This window comes from Xanthomonas sp. SS, assembly GCF_014236835.1.
Classification (GTDB): Bacteria; Pseudomonadota; Gammaproteobacteria; order Xanthomonadales; family Xanthomonadaceae; genus Xanthomonas_A.
Map to the genome: position 1 here is coordinate 317,596 of NZ_CP051190.1, position 18,285 is coordinate 335,880.

An 18,285-nucleotide genomic window follows, 5' to 3' on the forward strand; every position below is an offset into this window, starting at 1 on the left:
TTTCACCTGTTGGGAGCTGCGCATGCCCTGGATCGTCGGCAAGTATCTGATCACCGCCGCGCTGGTGGTGGCGATTTCCGAAGTGGCGCGGCGCAGCGACCGGCTCGGCGGGCTGATCGCCGCCTTGCCGCTGGTGACCGTGCTGACGCTGGTCTGGCTGCAACTGGAGCGGCAGCCGCAGGCCAAGATCGCCAACCACGCCTGGTATACGTTCTGGTACGTGCTGCCGACGCTGCCGATGTTCCTGGCGTTTCCGCTACTGCTGCCGCGGCTGGGCTTCTGGTGGACGCTGGCCGCGTGCGCGCTGCTGACCATCGCCTGCTTCGGCGCGTTGGCGCTGGGCGTGCGCCGCTTCGGGATCCAGTTGCTGTAGGGCGTGTCATCCACCCATGAGCAGATCGCGCCACGCTTGCGCGTGCCTGCGGCAGGAAACGGGAGGACGTGAGTCCACGCGATGACATGGCAGTACGCGGAAGCGACACGCCATGGCACCGATAAGGCTGCCGGTCGCCTTGGGCTGCGCGTTGGCGTCGGCTGCGGCGGCGTCGGGCAGTTCCAGCATTTCAACGGGACTCCGCAGCTGTGGGGAGGCCATCGTCGAACCATCGCGCGGCGACGTCGACGGCCTGGAACCGGACGCTGCGTGACGCGCGCATTGTGGCCGGGGGCGCCGGGCGCGGATAATCCGGCGGTGAGCATTTCTCCCGATTCCCTGCAGATCCTCTATCTGGACCCGTTCCTGGCCGTGGTCGACAAGCCGGCCGGGCTGATGGTCCACGACAGCAAGCTGGCCCGCGGCGAGGACGACTTCCTCGCCGATCGCCTGCGTGCGCAACTGGGGCGTCCGATCTTCCTGGTGCACCGGCTCGACCGCGCCACCAGCGGTTGCCTGCTGCTGGCCTTCGACCGCGACACCGCCAGCGCGCTTGGCAAGGCGCTGATGGCGGGGGAGGTGGACAAGGATTACCTGGCGATCTGTCGCGGCTGGCCGGCCGAGGAACGCTTCGACGTCGACCACGACCTCGACGGCGGCCCCGGCAAGCCGGTGAAGAAACCGGCGCAGACTCGTTTCCAGCGCCTGGCCTGCGGCGAGCTGCAGGTGCCGTCGGGCGAGTTCGGCACCTCGCGCTACGCGTTGCTGCGCTGCAGCCCGGTGACCGGGCGTTTCCGCCAGATCCGCCGCCACCTCAAGCATCTGTCGCATCACCTGATCGGCGATACCAGCCATGGCGACGGCCGCCACAACCGCATCTTCCGCATGCAGGGCGTGCACCGCATGCTGCTGCACGCCGAGCGCCTGGCGTTCCCGCATCCGGACGGGCGCCGGATCGAGGTGAACGCACCGCTGGATGCGGAGTTCGTGCGCGCGTTCGGATTGTTCGGCTGGTCGCCTGCGCCGTGGGTGCGGAGCGAGGCGGAACGATTGGCAGATGCGCCAGGCGAACTCGCTGGCTAGCGCTTTTTCATAGGGTTCGTGGTGCGCGCTTGTGTAGGAGCGGCTTCAGCCGCGACCGGAGCTACCGGTAATGCCCGATCGCGACGACGCATGACCTAACGCCACCCAAAGTCGTTCCGACGATGCCTTCCGCGCGGCCTGAGCTTCCAGCTGCGGCCGGGACATGTCGATCCAGACCTCTGCCGCAAGCGCAACGCCAGCCGCTTCGCTCGTCGCGGTTGAAACCGCTCCTACAGGAAGCGCGGTGCAGCGCGTCGCGCGCAACGCGATGGTCGCGGCAGGACTACTTCTTCGCCGGCGCCGCCGGCGGCGTGTTGACGGTCTGCTCCAGGTCCTTCTGCAGGTCGGCGAACAGCGGGGTGATCTTCTGCTGGATCGCGCCCATCAGGTTCTGCATCAGCTGCGGGGTCTTGTCGAGCATGCTCTGGCCGGCCGGACTCTCGTAGAACTCGGCCATCGCCAGCACGTCCTGCTTGGAGAACGACTGCTTGTACAGGTTCACGTAGAGCGGGCGCAGTTCCTGCCACGACAGCGCCTTGCGCACGGTGGCCTGGGTGCGCTCCTGGATCTGCTGCACCTTCTGCTGCTGTACCGCGTCGAGCGGGCGCTGCGCGGTCAGCTGCGCGAATTGCTGGCGCTGCATCGCCTCGATCTGCGGCAGCATGCTGTCGAGCATGTTCTGCGCGCGCGAGGCCGACAGCAGGCGGTTGACGTCGCCGTCGCTGGGCGGTTCGGCCAGCGCGGAGCCTGCGGCCAGGGCCAGCAGCGCGGCCAGCAGCAGGCGCTGCGGCCAGCGACGGGAAAGGAGCGGGGTCGGGTTCATCGAGCGTCCTGCAAGGCTATGACCGGCGGCCAGGATACGGGAATCGCCGCGGCCTCGTCGTCTGCGCCGGCCCGCGTGGCCGGCCCAGCTCCGACGTCGCGCCGCGGCCGCCGGCACTGCCCACGTCTTCACGTCGCGGCCGCGGGCCTTGGAAAATCAAGCCGTCTGGCGGATGCCCTACAATTCGCGGATGGGTAATGGGGCCATCCACATCTCGAACAGCCTGGCGATTCCGGAAAGCGAAATCGTCGAGCGCTTCGTGCGCGCCAGCGGCGCCGGCGGGCAGAACGTCAACAAGGTCTCCACCGCGGTGGAGCTGCGTTTCGATCTGGCCGGCTCGCCGTCGCTGCCGGAGCCGCTGCGTGCGCGACTGCTGGCGCGTCGCGACCGGCGCATCACCGCCGAGGGCGTGCTGGTGATCGATGCGCAACGCTTCCGCACCCAGGACCGCAACCGCGACGATGCGCGCCAGCGCCTGGCCGAGTTCATCGCCGCCGGGCTGTCGGTGCCGAAGCGGCGCATCGCCACCAAACCTTCGAAGGGCGCAAAGCTGCGGCGCCTGGATGACAAGCGCGAGCGCAGCCAGATCAAACGCGGCCGTTCGCCCGGCCGCTGGGAGTGACTTTTGAGCGAACGCGATTTTTCGTTGCCCCCCGCCACCCCCAACATGCCGATGGTCAAGCCCAGCCGCTTCGGCCGCTGGCTCGGCCGCACCGCGCTGCGCCTGACCGGTTGGCGGGTGGTGGGCGAATTCCCGGACGTGCCGAAGCTGGTGATGATCGTCGCCCCGCATTCGTCCAACTGGGACGGTTTCCTCGGCTTCGCGGTCAAGTTCGCGGTCGGCTTCGAAGTGCGGGTGATGGGCAAGAGCCAGCTGTTCTGGTGGCCGCTGGGGCCGTTGCTGCGCAAGCTCGGCGGCATCCCGCTGGACCGCAAGTCGCCACGCGGCGTGGTCGAGCAGGCGGTGGCGCTGATCCGGCAGGCGCCGCGCATGTGGTACGTGATTACGCCGGAAGGCACGCGCAAGCGTGTAGAGAAGTGGAAGGTCGGTTTCTGGAAGATCGCGCATGGCGCCGAGATCCCGATCTTCCCGGTGTACTTCGACTACCCCAGCCGCACCGTCGGCCTCGGCCCGCTGTTCCACACCAGCGCCGACATGCAGGCCGACATCGCCGCGATCCGCACCTGGTACCGGCCGTGGCGCGGCAAGCATCGCGATACGTTGTGAGGCTGGCCGGCACCTCGATGCGAATGCGGTTCCTGTAGGAGCGGCTTCAGCCGCGACCGGGCGTTACCGGTAGCATCCTGTCGCGGCTGAAGCCGCTCCTACAAGATCGCGCCGACCTGCGAACAGTCGAAGAACGCGCCAGTAGCGGTGGCCTTACAACGCGCTGCCACCGAACTTGTGCGTGTACTGCAAATACAGGCTGCGGCCCACGGTGTCGAACCAGGACACGTCGTAGTACGGATACGACGTGTAGGTGCGGTCGCGCGGCGGCATCTTGTCGAACAGGTTGGTCACCGCCAGCGACAACTGCGCATGGTCGCCGATGCGGTACTGCACCGAGGCGTTGTAGCGGTAGGTGGCGCCGATCCACGGGCTGTCGCCGCTGTCCGGGTCGTAGACCTGATCGTAGGAATCGGAACTGGGCAGGCGCCCCAGGCGCTCGCCGTGCAGCGTCGCCGACCACGCCTTGCGTTCCCACGACACGCTGGCGCTGGCCTTGCTGCGCGGGATGTCGTAGCCGCTGTTGACCGCGAATTCGTCCACCATCGCTTCGCCGGCGTAGACCTGGATGTCGTGGCGGCGCACCCAGGTGTAGCTGCCGCTGAAGCGGAAGGTGCCGATCCCGCTGTCCAGCCGGTAATGGGTGCTCAGGTCGATGCCGCTGGTGCTTTCGCGGGCGATGTTGATCGGGTTGACGTAGACCCCGTACAGGTCGCCGTCGGCGCTGCGGGTGACCCGCGCCAGCGCCTGCTGGCAGGTGGTCGAGGCCGCATCCAGGTTGCCGAGCCGGCATTCGGATTCGTCGCGCAGCACCTGGTCCACGCGCAGGTCCTGCACCTGGTTGCGCATGTCGATGTCGAAGTAGTCCACCGACACGTCCAGCTCCGGACGCGGCGACCAGACGACGCCGGCGGTCCACGAGGTGCTGGTCTCCGGATCCAGTTTGCGGTTGCCGCTGCGGCCGCGGATGATCGCCTCGTCGTTGTAACTGCAGTCCTCGATCGCCACCCCGGGTTCTTCGCTGGCGCAGCGGTAGTAGTCCACTCCGGAGGTCTCGTCGTTGCCGGCGCCGGCGTAGATGTAGTGCAGGTCCGGCGCGCGGAACGCGGTGCCGTAGGAGCTGCGCAGCAGCAGCGTGTCCAGCGGCCGCCATTCCAGCCCGCCGCTGTAGGTGAACTTGCCCAGGGTACGGCCGGAGAAGCGGTACTGGTCGTAGCGTCCGGCCAGGCTCAGCGCCAGCGTCGACAGCACCGGCAGGCGCAGCTCGCTGGCCAGTGCCCAGCGGTTGCGGCTGCCGTGGCCGTCGGAGTCCTTCCAGCTGTAGTAGTAGTACTGGGTGGCCAGCGGATCCGGGCGCAGGTCGTAGCCCTGGTTGCCGAACTCGGCGGTGGCCGACAGCCCGGCGTCGCCGCCGGGCAGCGCGAACAGGCTGGGATTGGTCACGGTGAAGGCGGCGGTGTCGGTGCGCGAGCGCGGCTGGTAGACGCTGCGCTGGGCGATGCTGTCGTATTCGTCGCGGGTCAGCGGCGTGTACAGGCGCTGCGGGTCGGCATTGAAGATCGGCAGGCCGGAATCTTCGTCCACGCCCAGCTGCGGGCCGAGGAACAGCGCGTTGGCGCGCTCGGCGACGATCTGCGGCCAGCTGATCGTGGCCTGGTACTGCGAATGGCTGAGGCTGGCCTCGTAGTCCCAGTCGCTGGCCAGCTTGCCCTTGAAGCCGGTGGTCAGGCTGAAGGTCTTCTGCCGGGTGCGGATGGTGCCGGCGTTGAGTCCGCCCATTTCCTCGGGACTGAACTGGCGGCCCCAGGCCTCGATCTGGTCGCTGGCCTGGTTGTAGAAATAGCCTTCCTCGTTGCCGTCCGGGGCCATGTAGCCCCACTGGGTCACGTCGCGGAACAGCGACAGCTCGTGGTAGCCGAGCTGCAGGTCGGCGAACCACTCGGTGCCGCCATCAAAGGCATAGCTCAGCGAGGCGTAGGCGTTGATGCCGCGGCGCTTGTTGCCGATGGTGCCGTAGCCGATCGCCGCGCTGCTGCCGCAGAACTCGCCGTAGCCCGGGCGCGAGGCGTAGCCGGTGCTGCCGCGGTTGAGGCCGGACAGCGCCTCGCAGGTGGCCGCGCCCGGATCCAGGTAGTTGTCGTCGTAGTCGGTGCGCAGGAAGGTGCGGCGCGGCACCTGCGAACGCTCGGTCGGGCCGTCCAGGGTGCTGTCCTGGCGGCTGCGCTGGTAGGCCCACAGCGGATTCTGGGTCACCGCTTCGGCGCCGAACACCGCATCGAATGCGCCGCGCGAGAAACCGCTGCTGACGCTCAGGTTGAAGCTGTCGCCGCCGCCGCCGCTGGTGTCGCCGAAGCGGTAGTCCAGGGTGGTGCCGTCGGCATGCTTCTTGAGGATGAAGTTGACCACGCCGGAGATCGCGTCCGAGCCGTAGATCGCCGAGGCGCTGCCGGTCAGGATCTCGATGCGGTCGATCATGCCCAGCGGGATGTTGGAGATGTCGGTGAAGTTGCTGCGGCCCTTGAACGGCATCGGGAAGTCGGCGATGCGGCGGCCGTTGACCAGCACCAGGGTGTGGTTGGGGCCGAGCCCGCGCAGGTCCACCTGCTGCGCGCCGGGCGAGAAGTCGGCGCCGCTGGCCGACTGCGGGCTCTGCGTCTCGCCGCCGTTCTGGGTCATCGCGCGCAGCACGTCCGGCACCGAGGTGAAGCCGTTGGCCTTGATCTGCTCGGCGCTGATCACGCTGATTGGCGCCGGCCCTTCCAGCTGCGCGCGCGGAATGCGCGAGCCGGTGACCTGTAACGTCTGCAAGTCGGCGATCGGTTCGGCGGGCGCGGCGGCCGGCAGCGCGGCGCGCACCGGTTGCGCGCGCGGCGCCGGGGCCGGGCCCTGGCGCCGCACCAGCCAGGCGCCGGAGGCATCGCGCTGGGCGATGAAGCCGCTGCCCTGCAGCACGCGTTGCAGCGCCTGCGCGGTGTCCAGTTGGCCGTGCGCGCCGGCGCTGCGCGCGCCGTCGAGCTGGTCGGCGCGGTAGATCAGCTGCGCGCCGGATTGCCGCGCCAGCGCCTCCAGCGCCGCGCGCAGCGGGCCGGCGGGAATGTTCAGCTGGGTGCCGGCGGCTTGGCCGTCGGCAGCGGATTGCGCCTGCGCCGCGCAGGCGGTCGCGCAGGCCATGCTCAGCAGCAGGACACGCATCGGATATCGCATCGAGTTTTCTCCCCTAAACCAGGCGCAAGGCCACGCCCCCGCTAGACAGGACGAACGAGCTGCGCAAATCCCCCCATCCCGACCGCGCTCAGCGGCTGTGCAACAGCACCCGGTCGCCGCGGCGCTCGGCGCGGATCGGGAAGCCCTGCTCGAGCAGGCGCACGAACGCCTCGGTGTTGGACCAGCGGAAATTGCCGCCGACGCGCAGCGCGCCGGCATCGGCGTCGGCCACCTGCAGCTTGACCGTGTTGTAGCGGTTGAACTCGGCCACCGCCGCCTGCAGCGGGGTGTCGTCGAAGGTCAGGTAGCCGTTGCGCCAGTCCAGCGCGCGTTCGGCCTCGGCCAGCGTGACCCGGCGCACCAGCACTCCGTGCGGGCCGGCCAGGGCGATGCTGCCGGCCAGCAGCAGGGTCGGCGGCGCCTGCGGGTTCGCCGCCGATTCCAGCCGTACCGTGCCCTCGGTGACCACCACGCGCAGCGCGTCGGCGTCGCGGCGCACCGCGAAGCGCGTGCCCACCGCGATCACCCGGCGCGCGCCGCTGGCGACCACGAACGGCCGCGCCGGATCCTTGCTCACTTCGAAGAACGCCTCGCCGCGCTGCAGGTCGATATGCCGCTGCGCGCGCGACAGGGCCACGTCGATGCGGCTGTCGCTGCTCAGCGTCGCGTGCGAGCCGTCGGCCAAGGCCAGCGGGCGCAGGCTGCCGGTGGCGCTGGCGTAGGCGACCGCCGGCGGCGCTGCGGACTGGCGCCAGGCCAGGCCCAGCACCGCGCCGAGCAGCAGCGTCGCGGCCAGCGCCAGCGGCCAGCGCCGGCGCGTGCGTGGCGGCGGGCGCGGCGCGAAGCGCAACCGGCCCAAGTCGGTCGGTGCGGCGGATGCGGCGGCCGCCGCCGCGCTGGCGCTGGCGCTGGCCGCGCCGTCGCCAGCCGCCAGCCCGCGCCAGCTGCCGCGTGGCGGAATGCCGCCGTCGCGCTGGCCCGCGCCCAGCGCCTGCAGCCGCCCGCTCTCCTGCCAGGCCGCGCGCAGGCGCAGGAACGCCACCCGGTGCGCCGTGGCCGCCGCCAGCCACGCCTCCAGTCGCGCCTGCTGCTGCGGCGTCCAGTCGCCACGGTCGCAGCGTGCCAGCCACGCCGCCGCGCGCAGCTCAATCCGCCTGCTGTCCATCCTGCGCCCGTGCCCGCCGCGGCGCCGCGGGCGCTCGCGCGCCGTCGTCGCCATGAAAATGATCGGCCAGCAGGCGCATGCCCTTGGCCACGTGCTTTTCCACGGTCTTCTCGCTGATGCCCAGACGCACGGCCACCTCCCGTTGCGACAGTTCCTCGACCCGCCGCAGCCAGATCACGCTGCGGCAGCGGTCGGGCAGGCGGTCGAAGGCGGCCGCCAGCCGCCCCAGTACCTGCCGCCCGCCGCACCAGCGTTCCGGCGACAGCTCGTCTACCAGGACGTGCAGCGACTCCAAATCACCCACTGCCTCGATCGACACCACCCGGCTGCGCCGCCGCCGGTCGCTCATCAGGTGCCGCGCGGTGGCGAACAGGAACGACTTGGGCAGGCTCGGCCGCGCCTTGCCGGCGGCCTCGTAGACGCGCACGTAGATTTCCTGGCGCAGGTCGTGCCATTCGTCGCGCTGCGGCCAGCAGCGCCGCAGGTAACCGCTCAGCGCCTGCTCGTGGACGAGGATCTCGTGGACGAACCAATCGTCGAGGGAGGCGGGCATGCATCCCACAGTAGCCGATCGTCCGCCCGCGTGGCAGCGCCCGCGCGGCGCCGCGAACCGGTACAACGACGAGGGGGGAAACCGCGCCGCCGTTCGTCCCCTGTCTGCAACGAACCGCCCGTGCGGTTCCCGTCCGCCCCTCGAGGAGATCCGCATGACCCGTTTCGTCGGCACGTTCCGGCCCTGGATGGTGGCGTTGCTGGGCCTGTGCCTGGCCGCGCCCGCCGCCGCGCGCGATTACCGCCAGTACCTGGTCGGCGACCCGGCCCTGCCTACGCCCGGCCCGGTCGCGCCCGGCTTGCTGCTGATGGGCGGCGGCGACCGCAACTACGACGCGCTGCGCTGGTTCATGGCCAAGGCCGGGCATGGTCACGTGGTGGTGCTGCGCGCCTCGCAAGGCAACGAAGTGGCCGAGGAGTTCTATCGCGACGTCGGCGGCGTGGCCTCGGTGGAGACGTTCGTGTTCAGCGGCCGCGGCGCCTCCAGCGATCCGGTGCTGCTGCGCAGCCTGGCCCGCGCCGACGGCATCTTCATCGCCGGCGGCGACCAGTCGCGCTACGTGCGCTACTGGAAGGGCACGCCGGTGGCGGCCGCGCTGGACGCGCACGTGCGCGCCGGCAAGCCGCTCGGCGGCACCAGCGCCGGCCTGGCCATGCTCGGCGAGTACCTGTACGGGGCGATGGACGGCGGCAGCCTGACCAGCGCGCCGGCGATGGCCGATCCGCTGGGGCCGGCCACCACCATCGAGACCGACTTCCTGCACCTGGACCTGCTCAAGCGGGTCATCACCGACACCCACTTCAAGGAACGCGACCGGCTCGGCCGGCTGTTCGCGTTCCGCGCCAAGGCGGCGACGCTGGCCCCGGCCGGACAGCCGCTGATCGGCCTGGGCGTGGACGAGAGCGCGGCGCTGGCGGTGGAGGGCGACGGCAGCGCGCGGGTCTATGCCACCGATCCGCAGGCCGGTGCCACCGTGGTCGCCGGCCCGTTGCAGCCGCCCACGCCGGCCGGGAAGCCGCTGCAGGCCGCGCGCATCGAGACCGTCGGCGTCGGCCCCGGCTCGACCCTGCACCTGCCCGAAGGCCGGGTCGATGCGCCGGTGTTCCACCGCTACTACGCGGTGCGCAACGGGCAGATGCGCGAGATTCCCGCCACCACCCTGGTGATCCACGGCGGCGCCGGGGTCGAGCGCGCCAGCAGCAGCGCTGCCGACCTGGCGCAGGCGCGCGCGGCGATGGAAACCGCCCTGCGCACCGGACAGGCGTTGCTGGCGCAGGGCAAGCCGGCGGTGGACGCGGTCGCCGCGGCGATCGCGGTGCTGGAGGACTCGCCGCAGTTCAACGCCGGCAAGGGCGCGGTGTTCACCCACGACGGCCGCAACGAACTGGACGCGGCGATCATGGACGGCGCCAGCGGCAAGGCCGGCGCGGTGGCCGGGGTGCACCGGGTGAGGAACCCGATCCAGCTGGCGCGCGCGGTGATGGACCAGTCCGAGCACGTGATGCTGGTCGGCGACGGCGCCGAGGTGTTCGCGCGCCAGCACGGGGTGACCCTGGTCGATCCGTCCTACTTCCGCACCGACAAGCGCTGGAAGCAGCTGCAGCAGGCGCTGAAGGAAGAAGCCAACAAGCAGGCGCACGCCGACCTGGAGACCGCCAAGCACTTCGGCACGGTCGGCGCGCTGGCGCTGGACACGCAGGGCCGGCTGGCCGCCGGCACCTCCACCGGCGGCATGACCAACAAGCGCTACGGCCGCATCGGCGACTCGCCGATCATCGGCGCCGGCACCTACGCCGACAGCCGCTGCGCGGTGTCCGGCACCGGCTGGGGCGAGTTCTACATCCGCGCGGTGGCGGCCTACGACATCTGCGCGCGGGTCAAGTACGCCGGGCAGAGCCTGGCGCAGGCGGCCGAGGCGGTGATCGACCAGCAGATCCCCAAGGCCGGCGGCGACGGCGGCGCGATCGCGTTGGGCGCCGACGGCAGCGTCGCCTTCCCGTTCAACACCGAAGGCATGTACCGCGGCTGGATCGGCGCCGACGGCGTGCCGCACGTGGCCATCTTCAAGGACGAGGCGCTGCCGCTGCCTGGGGCGCCGTAACCGGCTTGAGCAAGTTCCTGTCGCGGCTGAAGCCGCTCCTACAAGGCCGGTGCACTGTAGGAGCGGCTTCAGCCGCGACAGGATCTGCCCGCAAAGCGCCTGCCCCGGCCGCTGCGCCAAGGCGTTCGGCGCTGCGCCCGCCACCCCCAGATCCAATGGCACATGCCGCCCCCGCACAAACCGCGTAGCGTGCGCGGCTGCCCCGCCACCATGTCCCTGTCAGGAGTTCCACCCCATGTCGCGTACTGTCGTTCTGGCCGCCGCCATCAGCTTGGCGCTGGCCGCCTGTTCCGGTAAGGAGTCCACCCCGTGCCCGCCGCCCCCGCCGCTTCGCAGTCCCCGCTCCCGCCGCCGCCAATCCGCTGTTGAGCGCCAGCACGCTGCCGTTCCAGGCGCCGCCGTTCGACAAGATCAAGGACGCCGACTACCAGCCCGCGTTCGAAGAGGGCATGAAGCAGCACCTGGCCGAGATCCGCAAGATCGCCGACAACGCCGAGCCGGCCACCTTCGCCAACACCATCGAGGCGATGGAACGCAGCGGCGAGACCCTGAACCGGGTCCAGCGCATCTTCTTCGGCCTGGTCCAGGCCGACACCAACGACGAACGCCAGAAGATCCAGGAAGCGGTGGCGCCGAAGATGGCCGAGCACCAGGACGAGATCAGCCTGGACCCGAAGCTGTTCGCGCGGATCAAGGCGATCTACGACCAGCGCGACACGCTGAACCTGGAGCCGGAGCAGAAGCGCCTGGTCGAGCGCGACTACGAAGAGTTCGTGCGTTCTGGCGCGCAGCTGTCCGATGCCGACAAGGCGACGCTGCGCAAGCTCAACGTCGAGGAAACCACGCTGGCCACGCAGTTCCACACCAAGCTGGTCGCGGCCACCGCCGCCGGTGCGGTGGTGGTGGACGACAAGGCCAAGCTCGACGGCCTGTCCGAAGGCGACATCGCCTCGGCCGCGCAGGACGCCACCGCGCGCAAGCTCGACGGCAAGTACCTGCTCGCGTTGCAGAACACCACCCAGCAGCCGGTGCTGGCGTCGCTGAAAGACCGCGAGCTGCGCACCCAGGTGATGGCCGCCTCGCAGTCGCGCGCCGAGAAGGGCGACGCCAACGACACCCGCCAGACCATCCAGCGCCTGGCCCAGCTGCGCGCGCAGAAGGCCAAGCTGCTCGGCTTCGAGAGCTACGCGGCCTACAGCCTGGGCGACCAGATGGCCAAGACCCCGGCCGCGGCGCTGAAGCTGCTCACCGACACCGTGCCGGCGGCCACCGCCAAGGCACGCAGCGAAGTCGCCGAGATGCAGAAGGTGATCGATGCGCAGAAGGGCGGCTTCAAGCTCGCCGCGTCCGATTGGGACTTCTACGCCGAGCAGGTGCGCAAGGCCAAGTACGACCTGGACGAGTCGCAGATCAAGCCGTACTTCGAGCTGGACAACGTGCTCAAGAACGGCGTGTTCTACGCCGCCACCGAGCTGTACGGCATCACCTTCAAGGAACGCACCGACATTCCGACCTACAACCCGGACATGAAGGTGTACGAAGTGTTCGACCAGGACGGCACCTCGATGGCGCTGTTCTACACCGACTACTACAAGCGCGACAGCAAGTCCGGCGGCGCGTGGATGGACGTGTTCGTCGAGCAGGACGGCCTCACCGGCGCCAAGCCGGTGGTCTACAACGTCTGCAACTTCACCAAGCCCGCACCCGGCCAGCCGGCGCTGCTCAGCTTCGACGACGTCACCACCATGTTCCACGAGTTCGGCCACGCGCTGCACGGCATGTTCTCCAAGGTGAAGTACCCGTCGATCGCCGGCACCGCGACCTCGCGCGACTTCGTCGAGTTCCCGTCGCAGTTCAACGAGCACTGGGCCTCGGATCCGAAGGTGTTCGCGCACTACGCCAAGCACTACCAGACCGGCGCGGCGATGCCGGCCGAGCTGGTGGAGAAGATCAAGAAGGCGCGCACCTTCAACCAGGGCTACGCGACCACCGAATACCTGTCGGCGGCGCTGCTCGACCTGGCCTGGCACACCCAGCCGGCCGACGCCCCGCTGCAGGACGTGGACAAGTTCGAGGCCGACGCGCTGAAGAAGTTCAAGGTGGACGTGGCCGAAGTGCCGCCGCGTTACCGCACCACCTATTTCGACCACATCTGGGGCGGCGGCTACTCGGCCGGCTACTACGCCTACTTCTGGTCGGAAGTGCTCGACGACGACGCGTTCGAATGGTTCAAGGAGAACGGCGGCCTGTCGCGCAAGAACGGCGATATCTTCCGTGCCAAGATCCTCTCGCGCGGCAACACCGTCGACCTGGCCACCCTGTACCGCGATTTCCGCGGCAAGGATCCCAGCGTCGAACCGCTGCTGGAAAACCGCGGTCTGAAGAACTGAGTCGCACCTCGCCGCCAGCGGTGATCGAGAACGGGATGGCCCAACGGCCATCCCGTTCTTCGTTGTGGCAGCCGCGAAATGGCCGCGGTAACCCTGTAGAAGGGGCTTCAGCCCCGACAGTCTCCTAAACCGTGCGCACACTCGTTTCGAGCGCCATGGCTTCCGAAGCCGACCACTGAGCGCCGACCGACTACTGCCACACCGATAGTCGAGGCGACCTAGCGCCGCTCCCCACATTGGAGAGCATGCACAGCCGGCTGGGCGCACTGCAGGAGGGACTTCAGCCCCGACCGCCTGCGCAGCCGTGAACCCATCCGCGCCCGCCTCCCGACGGCGCAAGCGCCGCCCCATGCCTTCCGTCACTGGTACCCGTGCGGCGACGCGCGCACTGTCGCAATCGCAGTGCCGCGCTGTGCTCCTTCCCAATTCCCCAGGTGTCCCATGACCTCGACCGACCCACAAGACTCCCGCCTGCACCGCGCCGCGCGCTGGACGCGCAAGGAACTGCTGCCGATCGCGGTCATGCTGCTGTTGCTGACCGCCGCGCGTTCCTCGTTCGCCAACCACTACGTAGTCCCGAGCGGCTCAATGCAGCCGACCCTGCAACCCGGAGACCGCGTTGCCGTGGACATGAGCGCCTACGGGCTGCGTGCGCCGTTCACCGAATGGCGCCTGCTCGAACGCGGCCATCCGCAGCGCGGCGACGTGGCGGTGTTCGATTCGCCGCGCGACGGCACCCGCCTGATCAAGCGCGTGGTAGCGGTGGCCGGCGACCGCGTCGACCTGCGCGACGGCCACCTGTCGATCAACGGCCAGCCGCTGCGGATCGGCAGCGCCGGCGACGAGGAACGGTTCGGCGAACGCATCGCGCACCTGGATCTGGACGCCGGCGGCGGCCCTGACCTGTACGACGTGCGCGTGCCGCCCGGCAAGCTGCTGGCGGTCGGCGACCATCGCGGCAACAGCCTGGACGGCCGTTACTTCGGTTTCGTCGATGCCGACAGCGTCTACGGCAAGGCGCTGGCGGTGTACTACCGCCGTGGCGAAGGCCTGGAGTGGCTGCGCCTGTAATGCCATGCGCGTGTCGGTCGCGTCATGCGGCCAGCGCGTGCAGTCTCCGAAGGATGTGCCGGCGCAGGTCGCGGACCGCGCCGGCATTGGCAACGTTGCTGCTTCAGCGCTTCAACGCGCGGCCGCAGGAACCGCGCCCAACGTGCGCCACCAGCGGTCGCCGGCAACCGGCGCGGTCAGGTCCACGCGCTCGCCCATGCGCGGCGTCGCCAGCGTCACGCCGGCCGCGACCGCCAACGCGACGATGCGCTCGAACGGTTCGTGCCAGGCATGCAGGGCCAGATCGAAGGTGCCGTTATGGATCGGCAGCATGGTGCGTCCGCGCACGTCCAGGTGCGCCTGCAGGCTCTGCTCGGGCTGCATGTGCACGTGCGGCCATTGCGCGTCGTAGGCACCGGTTTCCATCAAGGTCAGGTCGAACGGACCCAGCCGCTGGCCGATCGCCTTGAAGCCGTCGAAGTAGCCGCTGTCGCCGCTGAAGAAGATCTTCAGCGCGTGGTCCTGGATCGCCCACGAGCACCACAGCGCGCGGCCGCTGTCGAACAGCCCGCGGCCAGAGAAATGCTGCGACGGCGTCGCGGTCAGCGTCACTCCGTCCACCGTGGTCGATTGCCACCAGTCCAGCTGCCGCACCTTGGCCGGGTCCACGCCCCAGCGCAGCAGCAGGTCGCCCACGCCCAGCGGCGTCACGAACACGCCGACCCGGTCGGCCAGGCGGCGAATGGTGGCGCGGTCCAGGTGGTCGTAGTGGTTGTGCGACAGGATCACCCCGGCGATCGGCGGCAGCTCGTCCAGCGCGATCGGCGGCGCATGGAAGCGCTTGGGGCCGGCGAACGCGAACGGCGAGGCGCGCTCGGAGAACACCGGATCGGTCAGCCAGAAACCGCCGTGCAACTTCATCAGCACCGTGGAGTGGCCGAGCCGGAACAGGCTGTGGTCCGGCGCGGCCAGCAGCTGCGCGCGGCTCAGCGGCAGCACCGGCAGCGGCAGCGAAGGTACCGTGTGCGCCGGCTTGTTGAACAGGAAGTCCCACATCAGGCGCAGGGTCGGGAAGAAGCCCAGCGCACTGGTCGCGGTGGGCGCCGCATTGCGGAAACGTCCATCGCGGAACTGCGGCGAGGCCGCGTGCGGGGACGGCGAACAGCGGGGCATCTGGCGGGCGGAGGCGAGCACGGCGGTGTTCCAGAAGGATGTGGAGGGAGGGGTGTGGCATGAAAATTACACTACACAGTGTAGTTTCCTTAGGAAGAAAGTAAACCGCCCGGTGTAAAATGTCCACATGTCCAGTTCATCTGATCCCGCACCGGCCCCGGTGCGCCTGACCGAGCGCAAGCGCCAGGCCATCCTGGAGGCGGCGATCGCCGAGTTCCGCAGCCAGGGCTTCGACGCCACCAGCATGGACCGCGTTGCCGCCAGCGCCGGCGTGTCCAAGCGCACCGTCTACAACCACTTCCCGAGCAAGGACGCGCTGTTCGCCGAGATCCTGCGCCGGCTGTGGCAGCGCAGCGCGGACACGCTCGACGTGCCGTATCGCGCCGACCGGCCGTTGCGCGAGCAACTGCTGCAACTGCTGCAGCAGAAGCTGCGGCTGCTCGACGACCCGGCCTTCATCGACCTGTCGCGCGTGGCCATCGCCCAGGGCGTGCACTCGCCCGAGCGCGCCCGCGAACTGATCGCGCAACTGGGCAGCAAGGAAGAGGGCACCACGGTCTGGATCCGCGCGGCCCTGGCCGACGGCCGCCTGCAGCCGCTGGATCCGGAGTTCGCCTCGCAGCAGCTGCAAGGCCTGGTCAAGGGCTTCGCGTTCTGGCCGCAGATCGCCATGGGCCAGCCCGCGTTGAACGCCGCGCAGCAGGCGCAGGTGGCGGAGTCGGCGGCGGATATGTTCTTGCGGCATTACGCGCGCGGCTGAGTGCGTGCGGCGCGCCATTGCGCCAGTACGCGGTTGCCTATAGGCGGCAGTGCCGCAGACGTACAGCGGCCTCTGCGCCGCAGTCGTCCCCAGCCCTCACCCCTCCGACCACACCGCCAACTCATAGCCGTCGCGATCGGCGAAATGGAAGCGGCGGCCGCCGGGGAATTCGAAGACCGGGCGGACGATGCGGCCGCTGGCGGCTTCGATGCGCGCCTGGGTGTCGGCCAGGTCGTTGGAGTACAGCACCACCAGCGCGCCGCCGGGCTGCGCGGTGCCGTGGAAGAAGCCGCCGGTGAGGCGGCCGTCGCGGAATTCGCAGTAGTCCGGGCCGTAGTCCTGGAAGGTCCAGTCGAAAGCCTGGCCGTAGAAGGCCTTGGCCGCGGCGATCGAGGCGACGGCGAATTCCAGGTAGTCGATGCGGTGCTGCTGGTCGGCGCGGCTCATGGCGGGCTCCGTGGAAAGGGCGGCCAGTATCCATCGCCGCGCCGCTGCCGGCTTGGCGAAAACGGCCAGCTCAGCGCGCGTGTCGTTGCACCAGGTCGCGCGGGCTGAGGCCGGTCAGCTGGCGGCTGTCGCGGACCAGGTGCGGGGCATCGCCGTAACCGGCTTGCAGCGCGGCCGCGGTCAGCGTGGCGTGACCGGAGGCGATACGCAGGAAGCGCTGCAGGCGCAGGATGCGTTCCAGGGTCTTGGCGCCGTAGCCGAATGCATCCTGGCAGCGGCGCCGCAGCGTGCGTTCGCTGATGCCGAGGCTGCGCGTGAGTTCGGCCATGCGCGGCGCATCGTCGCCGGCCAGTTGCGCGAACACCCAGGCCATCGGCCGGTCCGCCACGAGTGGACGGCTGGCGCATAGCGCATGCAGCAACGTCAGCGGTTCGGTGCTGTCTTCGAGCCGTGTTTGCCAGTCGCGACCGCGGCCGTCCCACAACGCCTCCAGCGCGACGCGTTGGTCGGCGATGGCATGCAGCGGCACGCCGAGCAGGCTCGCGCCCGCGCCTGCCGCCAGGCGCACCCCGCTCAGTAAGCTGCCCGGCGCCAGCGTCGCGACGTTGGCTTCGTGGTCCGGTCCGGCCACGAACAGAGCGCGTCCGTCCCAGATCAGGTCCACGCAGCCATCCGGCAGGACCTGCGTTGGCAGCGGATCGGCATCGCCCTGGCGAAAGCGCCAGCTGCAGCGCAGGCGATCGCGCAAGGCTGGCGGCGGGGCGATTTCGGCGTAGCGGGAGGAGGGATTCAAGGCTGTGGCGGTGGGTGGGCGATGTGCGGCTTCACCTTAGCAAGCAGCCGGCATGTCCTGGGTCCGGCGCCGCCGCGAGCCTGCCAGCGCAACCGGACGGCCTGCGGCCACCCGGCGCGGCGCGCGAAGCGGCCGGTTCGCCGGGCCACGGCGCCTCAGCGCTCCGACGGCCCGCTCTCGTCGTAGCCGCGCGGGGTGAACAGGTCCGGCTGGATCAGTTCGATGAAGGCGCGTGCCTGCGGCGACAGGAACTTGCCCTTGCGCACCACCACGCCGTAGCTGCGCGACGGGAAATAGTCGCTCAGCGAGCGCGTGGCCAGCTTTCCACGGTCGGCCTCGGTGACGCAGATCGAGCTGACGATGGAGATGCCCATGCCCATCGCCACGTACTGCTTGATCACCTCCCAGCCGCCCACTTCCAGCGCCACGGTGTACGGCACCCGCGCCTGCTGGAACACCAGGTCGACCAGGCGGTAGGTCACCTGGCGCTTGGGCGGCAGGATCAGCGGATACGGCGACAGGTCGTGCAGGGTCAGCTTGGGCGTGTTCGCCAGCGGGTGGTCGCGCGGGGCGATCAGCAGTTGTTCGAAACGGTACACCGGCGCATAGCTGAGGTCGGCCGGCACGTCGAGCATCGAGCCGACCGCCAGGTCCACTGCGTCCTCGCGCAGCAACTCGGTGCCGTCGGCGCTGATCGCGTTGTGCAGGGTCAGGCGCACGTCCGGGTGGCGCGCGCGGAAGTTCTCCACGATCTTCGGCAGCAGGTACAGGATGGTGGAGCTGTTGGCGGCGATGTTCAGTTCGCCGGCATCCAGCCCGCGCGCCTTCTCGCGGAAATCGGCCTCCAGCCGGTCCAGGCTTTCCACCAGCGGCTGCGCCATTTCGTACAGCAACTGGCCCTCGCGGCTGGGGATCAGGCGTCGTCCGCTGCGCTCCAGCAGCACCACGCCCAGTTCGCGCTCCAGCGCCTGCAATTGCAGGGTCACCGCCGGCTGGCTGACGAACAGCGCCTCGGCCGCCCGTGAGACCGAGCCCAGGCGCACCGTCTGGCAGAACGCGCGCAGCGGCTTCAGCCGGTCGGATTTGTAAGGAAAACGCGGGGTTGCGGTGCCGCGCGTGGCCATGATGTGACAACTATAAGG

At 69.8% G+C, this 18,285-nt stretch carries 15 protein-coding genes and 2 pseudogenes; 9 read left to right on the forward strand and 8 right to left on the reverse strand.

Annotated elements, in window-relative coordinates; all coding sequences use genetic code 11:
• Positions 1-22: 22 nt before the first annotated feature.
• Positions 23-373 carry a DUF3147 family protein gene (locus HEP74_RS01420; protein ID WP_185814870.1) on the forward strand — a complete coding sequence of 117 codons (351 nt, stop codon included), beginning with the start codon at positions 23-25 and terminating at the stop codon, positions 371-373.
• 282 nt (positions 374-655) lie between these two features.
• Entirely contained in the window at positions 656-1,456 is an 801-nt protein-coding gene (locus HEP74_RS01425) for a pseudouridine synthase (protein ID WP_255427937.1), read from the forward strand.
• Between the two features lie 283 nt (positions 1,457-1,739).
• Here HEP74_RS01425 and HEP74_RS01430 read toward each other — a convergent pair whose 3' ends face one another.
• A complete protein-coding gene (locus HEP74_RS01430; protein WP_185814872.1) occupies positions 1,740-2,279 on the reverse strand; it encodes a DUF2059 domain-containing protein in 540 nt (179 codons plus the stop codon).
• 190 nt (positions 2,280-2,469) lie between these two features.
• Between HEP74_RS01430 and arfB the strand changes: the two genes are divergently transcribed.
• Both arfB and HEP74_RS01440 read left to right on the forward strand, forming a co-directional pair.
• Positions 2,470-2,901: an alternative ribosome rescue aminoacyl-tRNA hydrolase ArfB gene (gene arfB, locus HEP74_RS01435; RefSeq protein WP_185814873.1), complete on the forward strand. Its 432-nt coding sequence runs from the start codon at positions 2,470-2,472 to the stop codon at positions 2,899-2,901.
• 3 nt (positions 2,902-2,904) lie between these two features.
• Positions 2,905-3,507: a lysophospholipid acyltransferase family protein gene (locus HEP74_RS01440; protein WP_185814874.1), complete on the forward strand. Its 603-nt coding sequence runs from the start codon at positions 2,905-2,907 to the stop codon at positions 3,505-3,507.
• Positions 3,508-3,660: 153 nt separating this feature from the next.
• On the opposite strand, the gene HEP74_RS01445 is transcribed toward HEP74_RS01440, so the two are convergent.
• From HEP74_RS01445 to HEP74_RS01455, 3 genes are all read right to left on the reverse strand, one after another.
• Positions 3,661-6,699, reverse strand: a complete 3,039-nt coding sequence (locus HEP74_RS01445) for a TonB-dependent receptor (RefSeq protein WP_255427845.1) — start codon at positions 6,697-6,699, stop codon at positions 3,661-3,663.
• A gap of 100 nt (positions 6,700-6,799) precedes the next feature.
• Entirely contained in the window at positions 6,800-7,876 is a 1,077-nt protein-coding gene (locus HEP74_RS01450; protein ID WP_185814876.1) for a FecR family protein, read from the reverse strand.
• The gene (locus HEP74_RS01455) at positions 7,857-8,429 is read right to left on the reverse strand and encodes an RNA polymerase sigma factor (RefSeq protein ID WP_185814877.1); all 573 of its coding nucleotides are present in this window, start codon (positions 8,427-8,429) and stop codon (positions 7,857-7,859) included. The genes HEP74_RS01450 and HEP74_RS01455 overlap by 20 nt, the downstream gene beginning before the upstream one ends.
• A 349-nt stretch (positions 8,430-8,778) precedes the next feature.
• Between HEP74_RS01455 and HEP74_RS21835 the strand changes: the two are divergent.
• The 4 genes and pseudogenes from HEP74_RS21835 to lepB form a co-directional block, all read left to right on the forward strand.
• A pseudogene (locus HEP74_RS21835) lies at positions 8,779-9,300 on the forward strand (cyanophycinase); the annotation flags it as partial.
• A 264-nt stretch (positions 9,301-9,564) separates the two neighbouring features.
• Positions 9,565-10,530 (forward strand): isoaspartyl peptidase/L-asparaginase family protein, encoded by a 966-nt coding sequence (locus HEP74_RS21840; protein WP_255424062.1) that lies wholly within the window; start codon positions 9,565-9,567, stop codon positions 10,528-10,530.
• Between the two features lie 235 nt (positions 10,531-10,765).
• Positions 10,766-12,920 (forward strand): annotated as a pseudogene (dcp, locus tag HEP74_RS01465) (peptidyl-dipeptidase Dcp).
• A 441-nt stretch (positions 12,921-13,361) separates the two neighbouring features.
• Positions 13,362-13,991, forward strand: a complete 630-nt coding sequence (gene lepB, locus HEP74_RS01470) for a signal peptidase I (protein ID WP_185814879.1) — start codon at positions 13,362-13,364, stop codon at positions 13,989-13,991.
• A 111-nt stretch (positions 13,992-14,102) separates the two neighbouring features.
• Here lepB and HEP74_RS01475 read toward each other — a convergent pair whose 3' ends face one another.
• Positions 14,103-15,143, reverse strand: coding sequence for an MBL fold metallo-hydrolase (locus tag HEP74_RS01475; protein WP_185816448.1), 1,041 nt, complete (start codon positions 15,141-15,143; stop codon positions 14,103-14,105).
• 127 nt (positions 15,144-15,270) lie between these two features.
• Here HEP74_RS01475 and HEP74_RS01480 point away from each other — a divergent pair, with 127 nt between their 5' ends.
• On the forward strand, positions 15,271-15,903 hold the full coding sequence (locus HEP74_RS01480; RefSeq protein WP_185814880.1) for a TetR/AcrR family transcriptional regulator: 633 nt from the start codon (positions 15,271-15,273) through the stop codon (positions 15,901-15,903).
• Positions 15,904-15,999: 96 nt separating this feature from the next.
• On the opposite strand, the gene HEP74_RS01485 is transcribed toward HEP74_RS01480, so the two are convergent.
• From HEP74_RS01485 to HEP74_RS01495, 3 genes are all read right to left on the reverse strand, one after another.
• The gene (locus tag HEP74_RS01485; protein WP_185814881.1) at positions 16,000-16,350 is read right to left on the reverse strand and encodes a VOC family protein; all 351 of its coding nucleotides are present in this window, start codon (positions 16,348-16,350) and stop codon (positions 16,000-16,002) included.
• Positions 16,351-16,420: 70 nt separating this feature from the next.
• Positions 16,421-17,143 carry a helix-turn-helix domain-containing protein gene (locus HEP74_RS01490; protein WP_185814882.1) on the reverse strand — a complete coding sequence of 241 codons (723 nt, stop codon included), beginning with the start codon at positions 17,141-17,143 and terminating at the stop codon, positions 16,421-16,423.
• Between the two features lie 155 nt (positions 17,144-17,298).
• Positions 17,299-18,267, reverse strand: a complete 969-nt coding sequence (locus tag HEP74_RS01495; RefSeq protein WP_185814883.1) for a LysR family transcriptional regulator — start codon at positions 18,265-18,267, stop codon at positions 17,299-17,301.
• Positions 18,268-18,285: the final 18 nt, after the last annotated feature.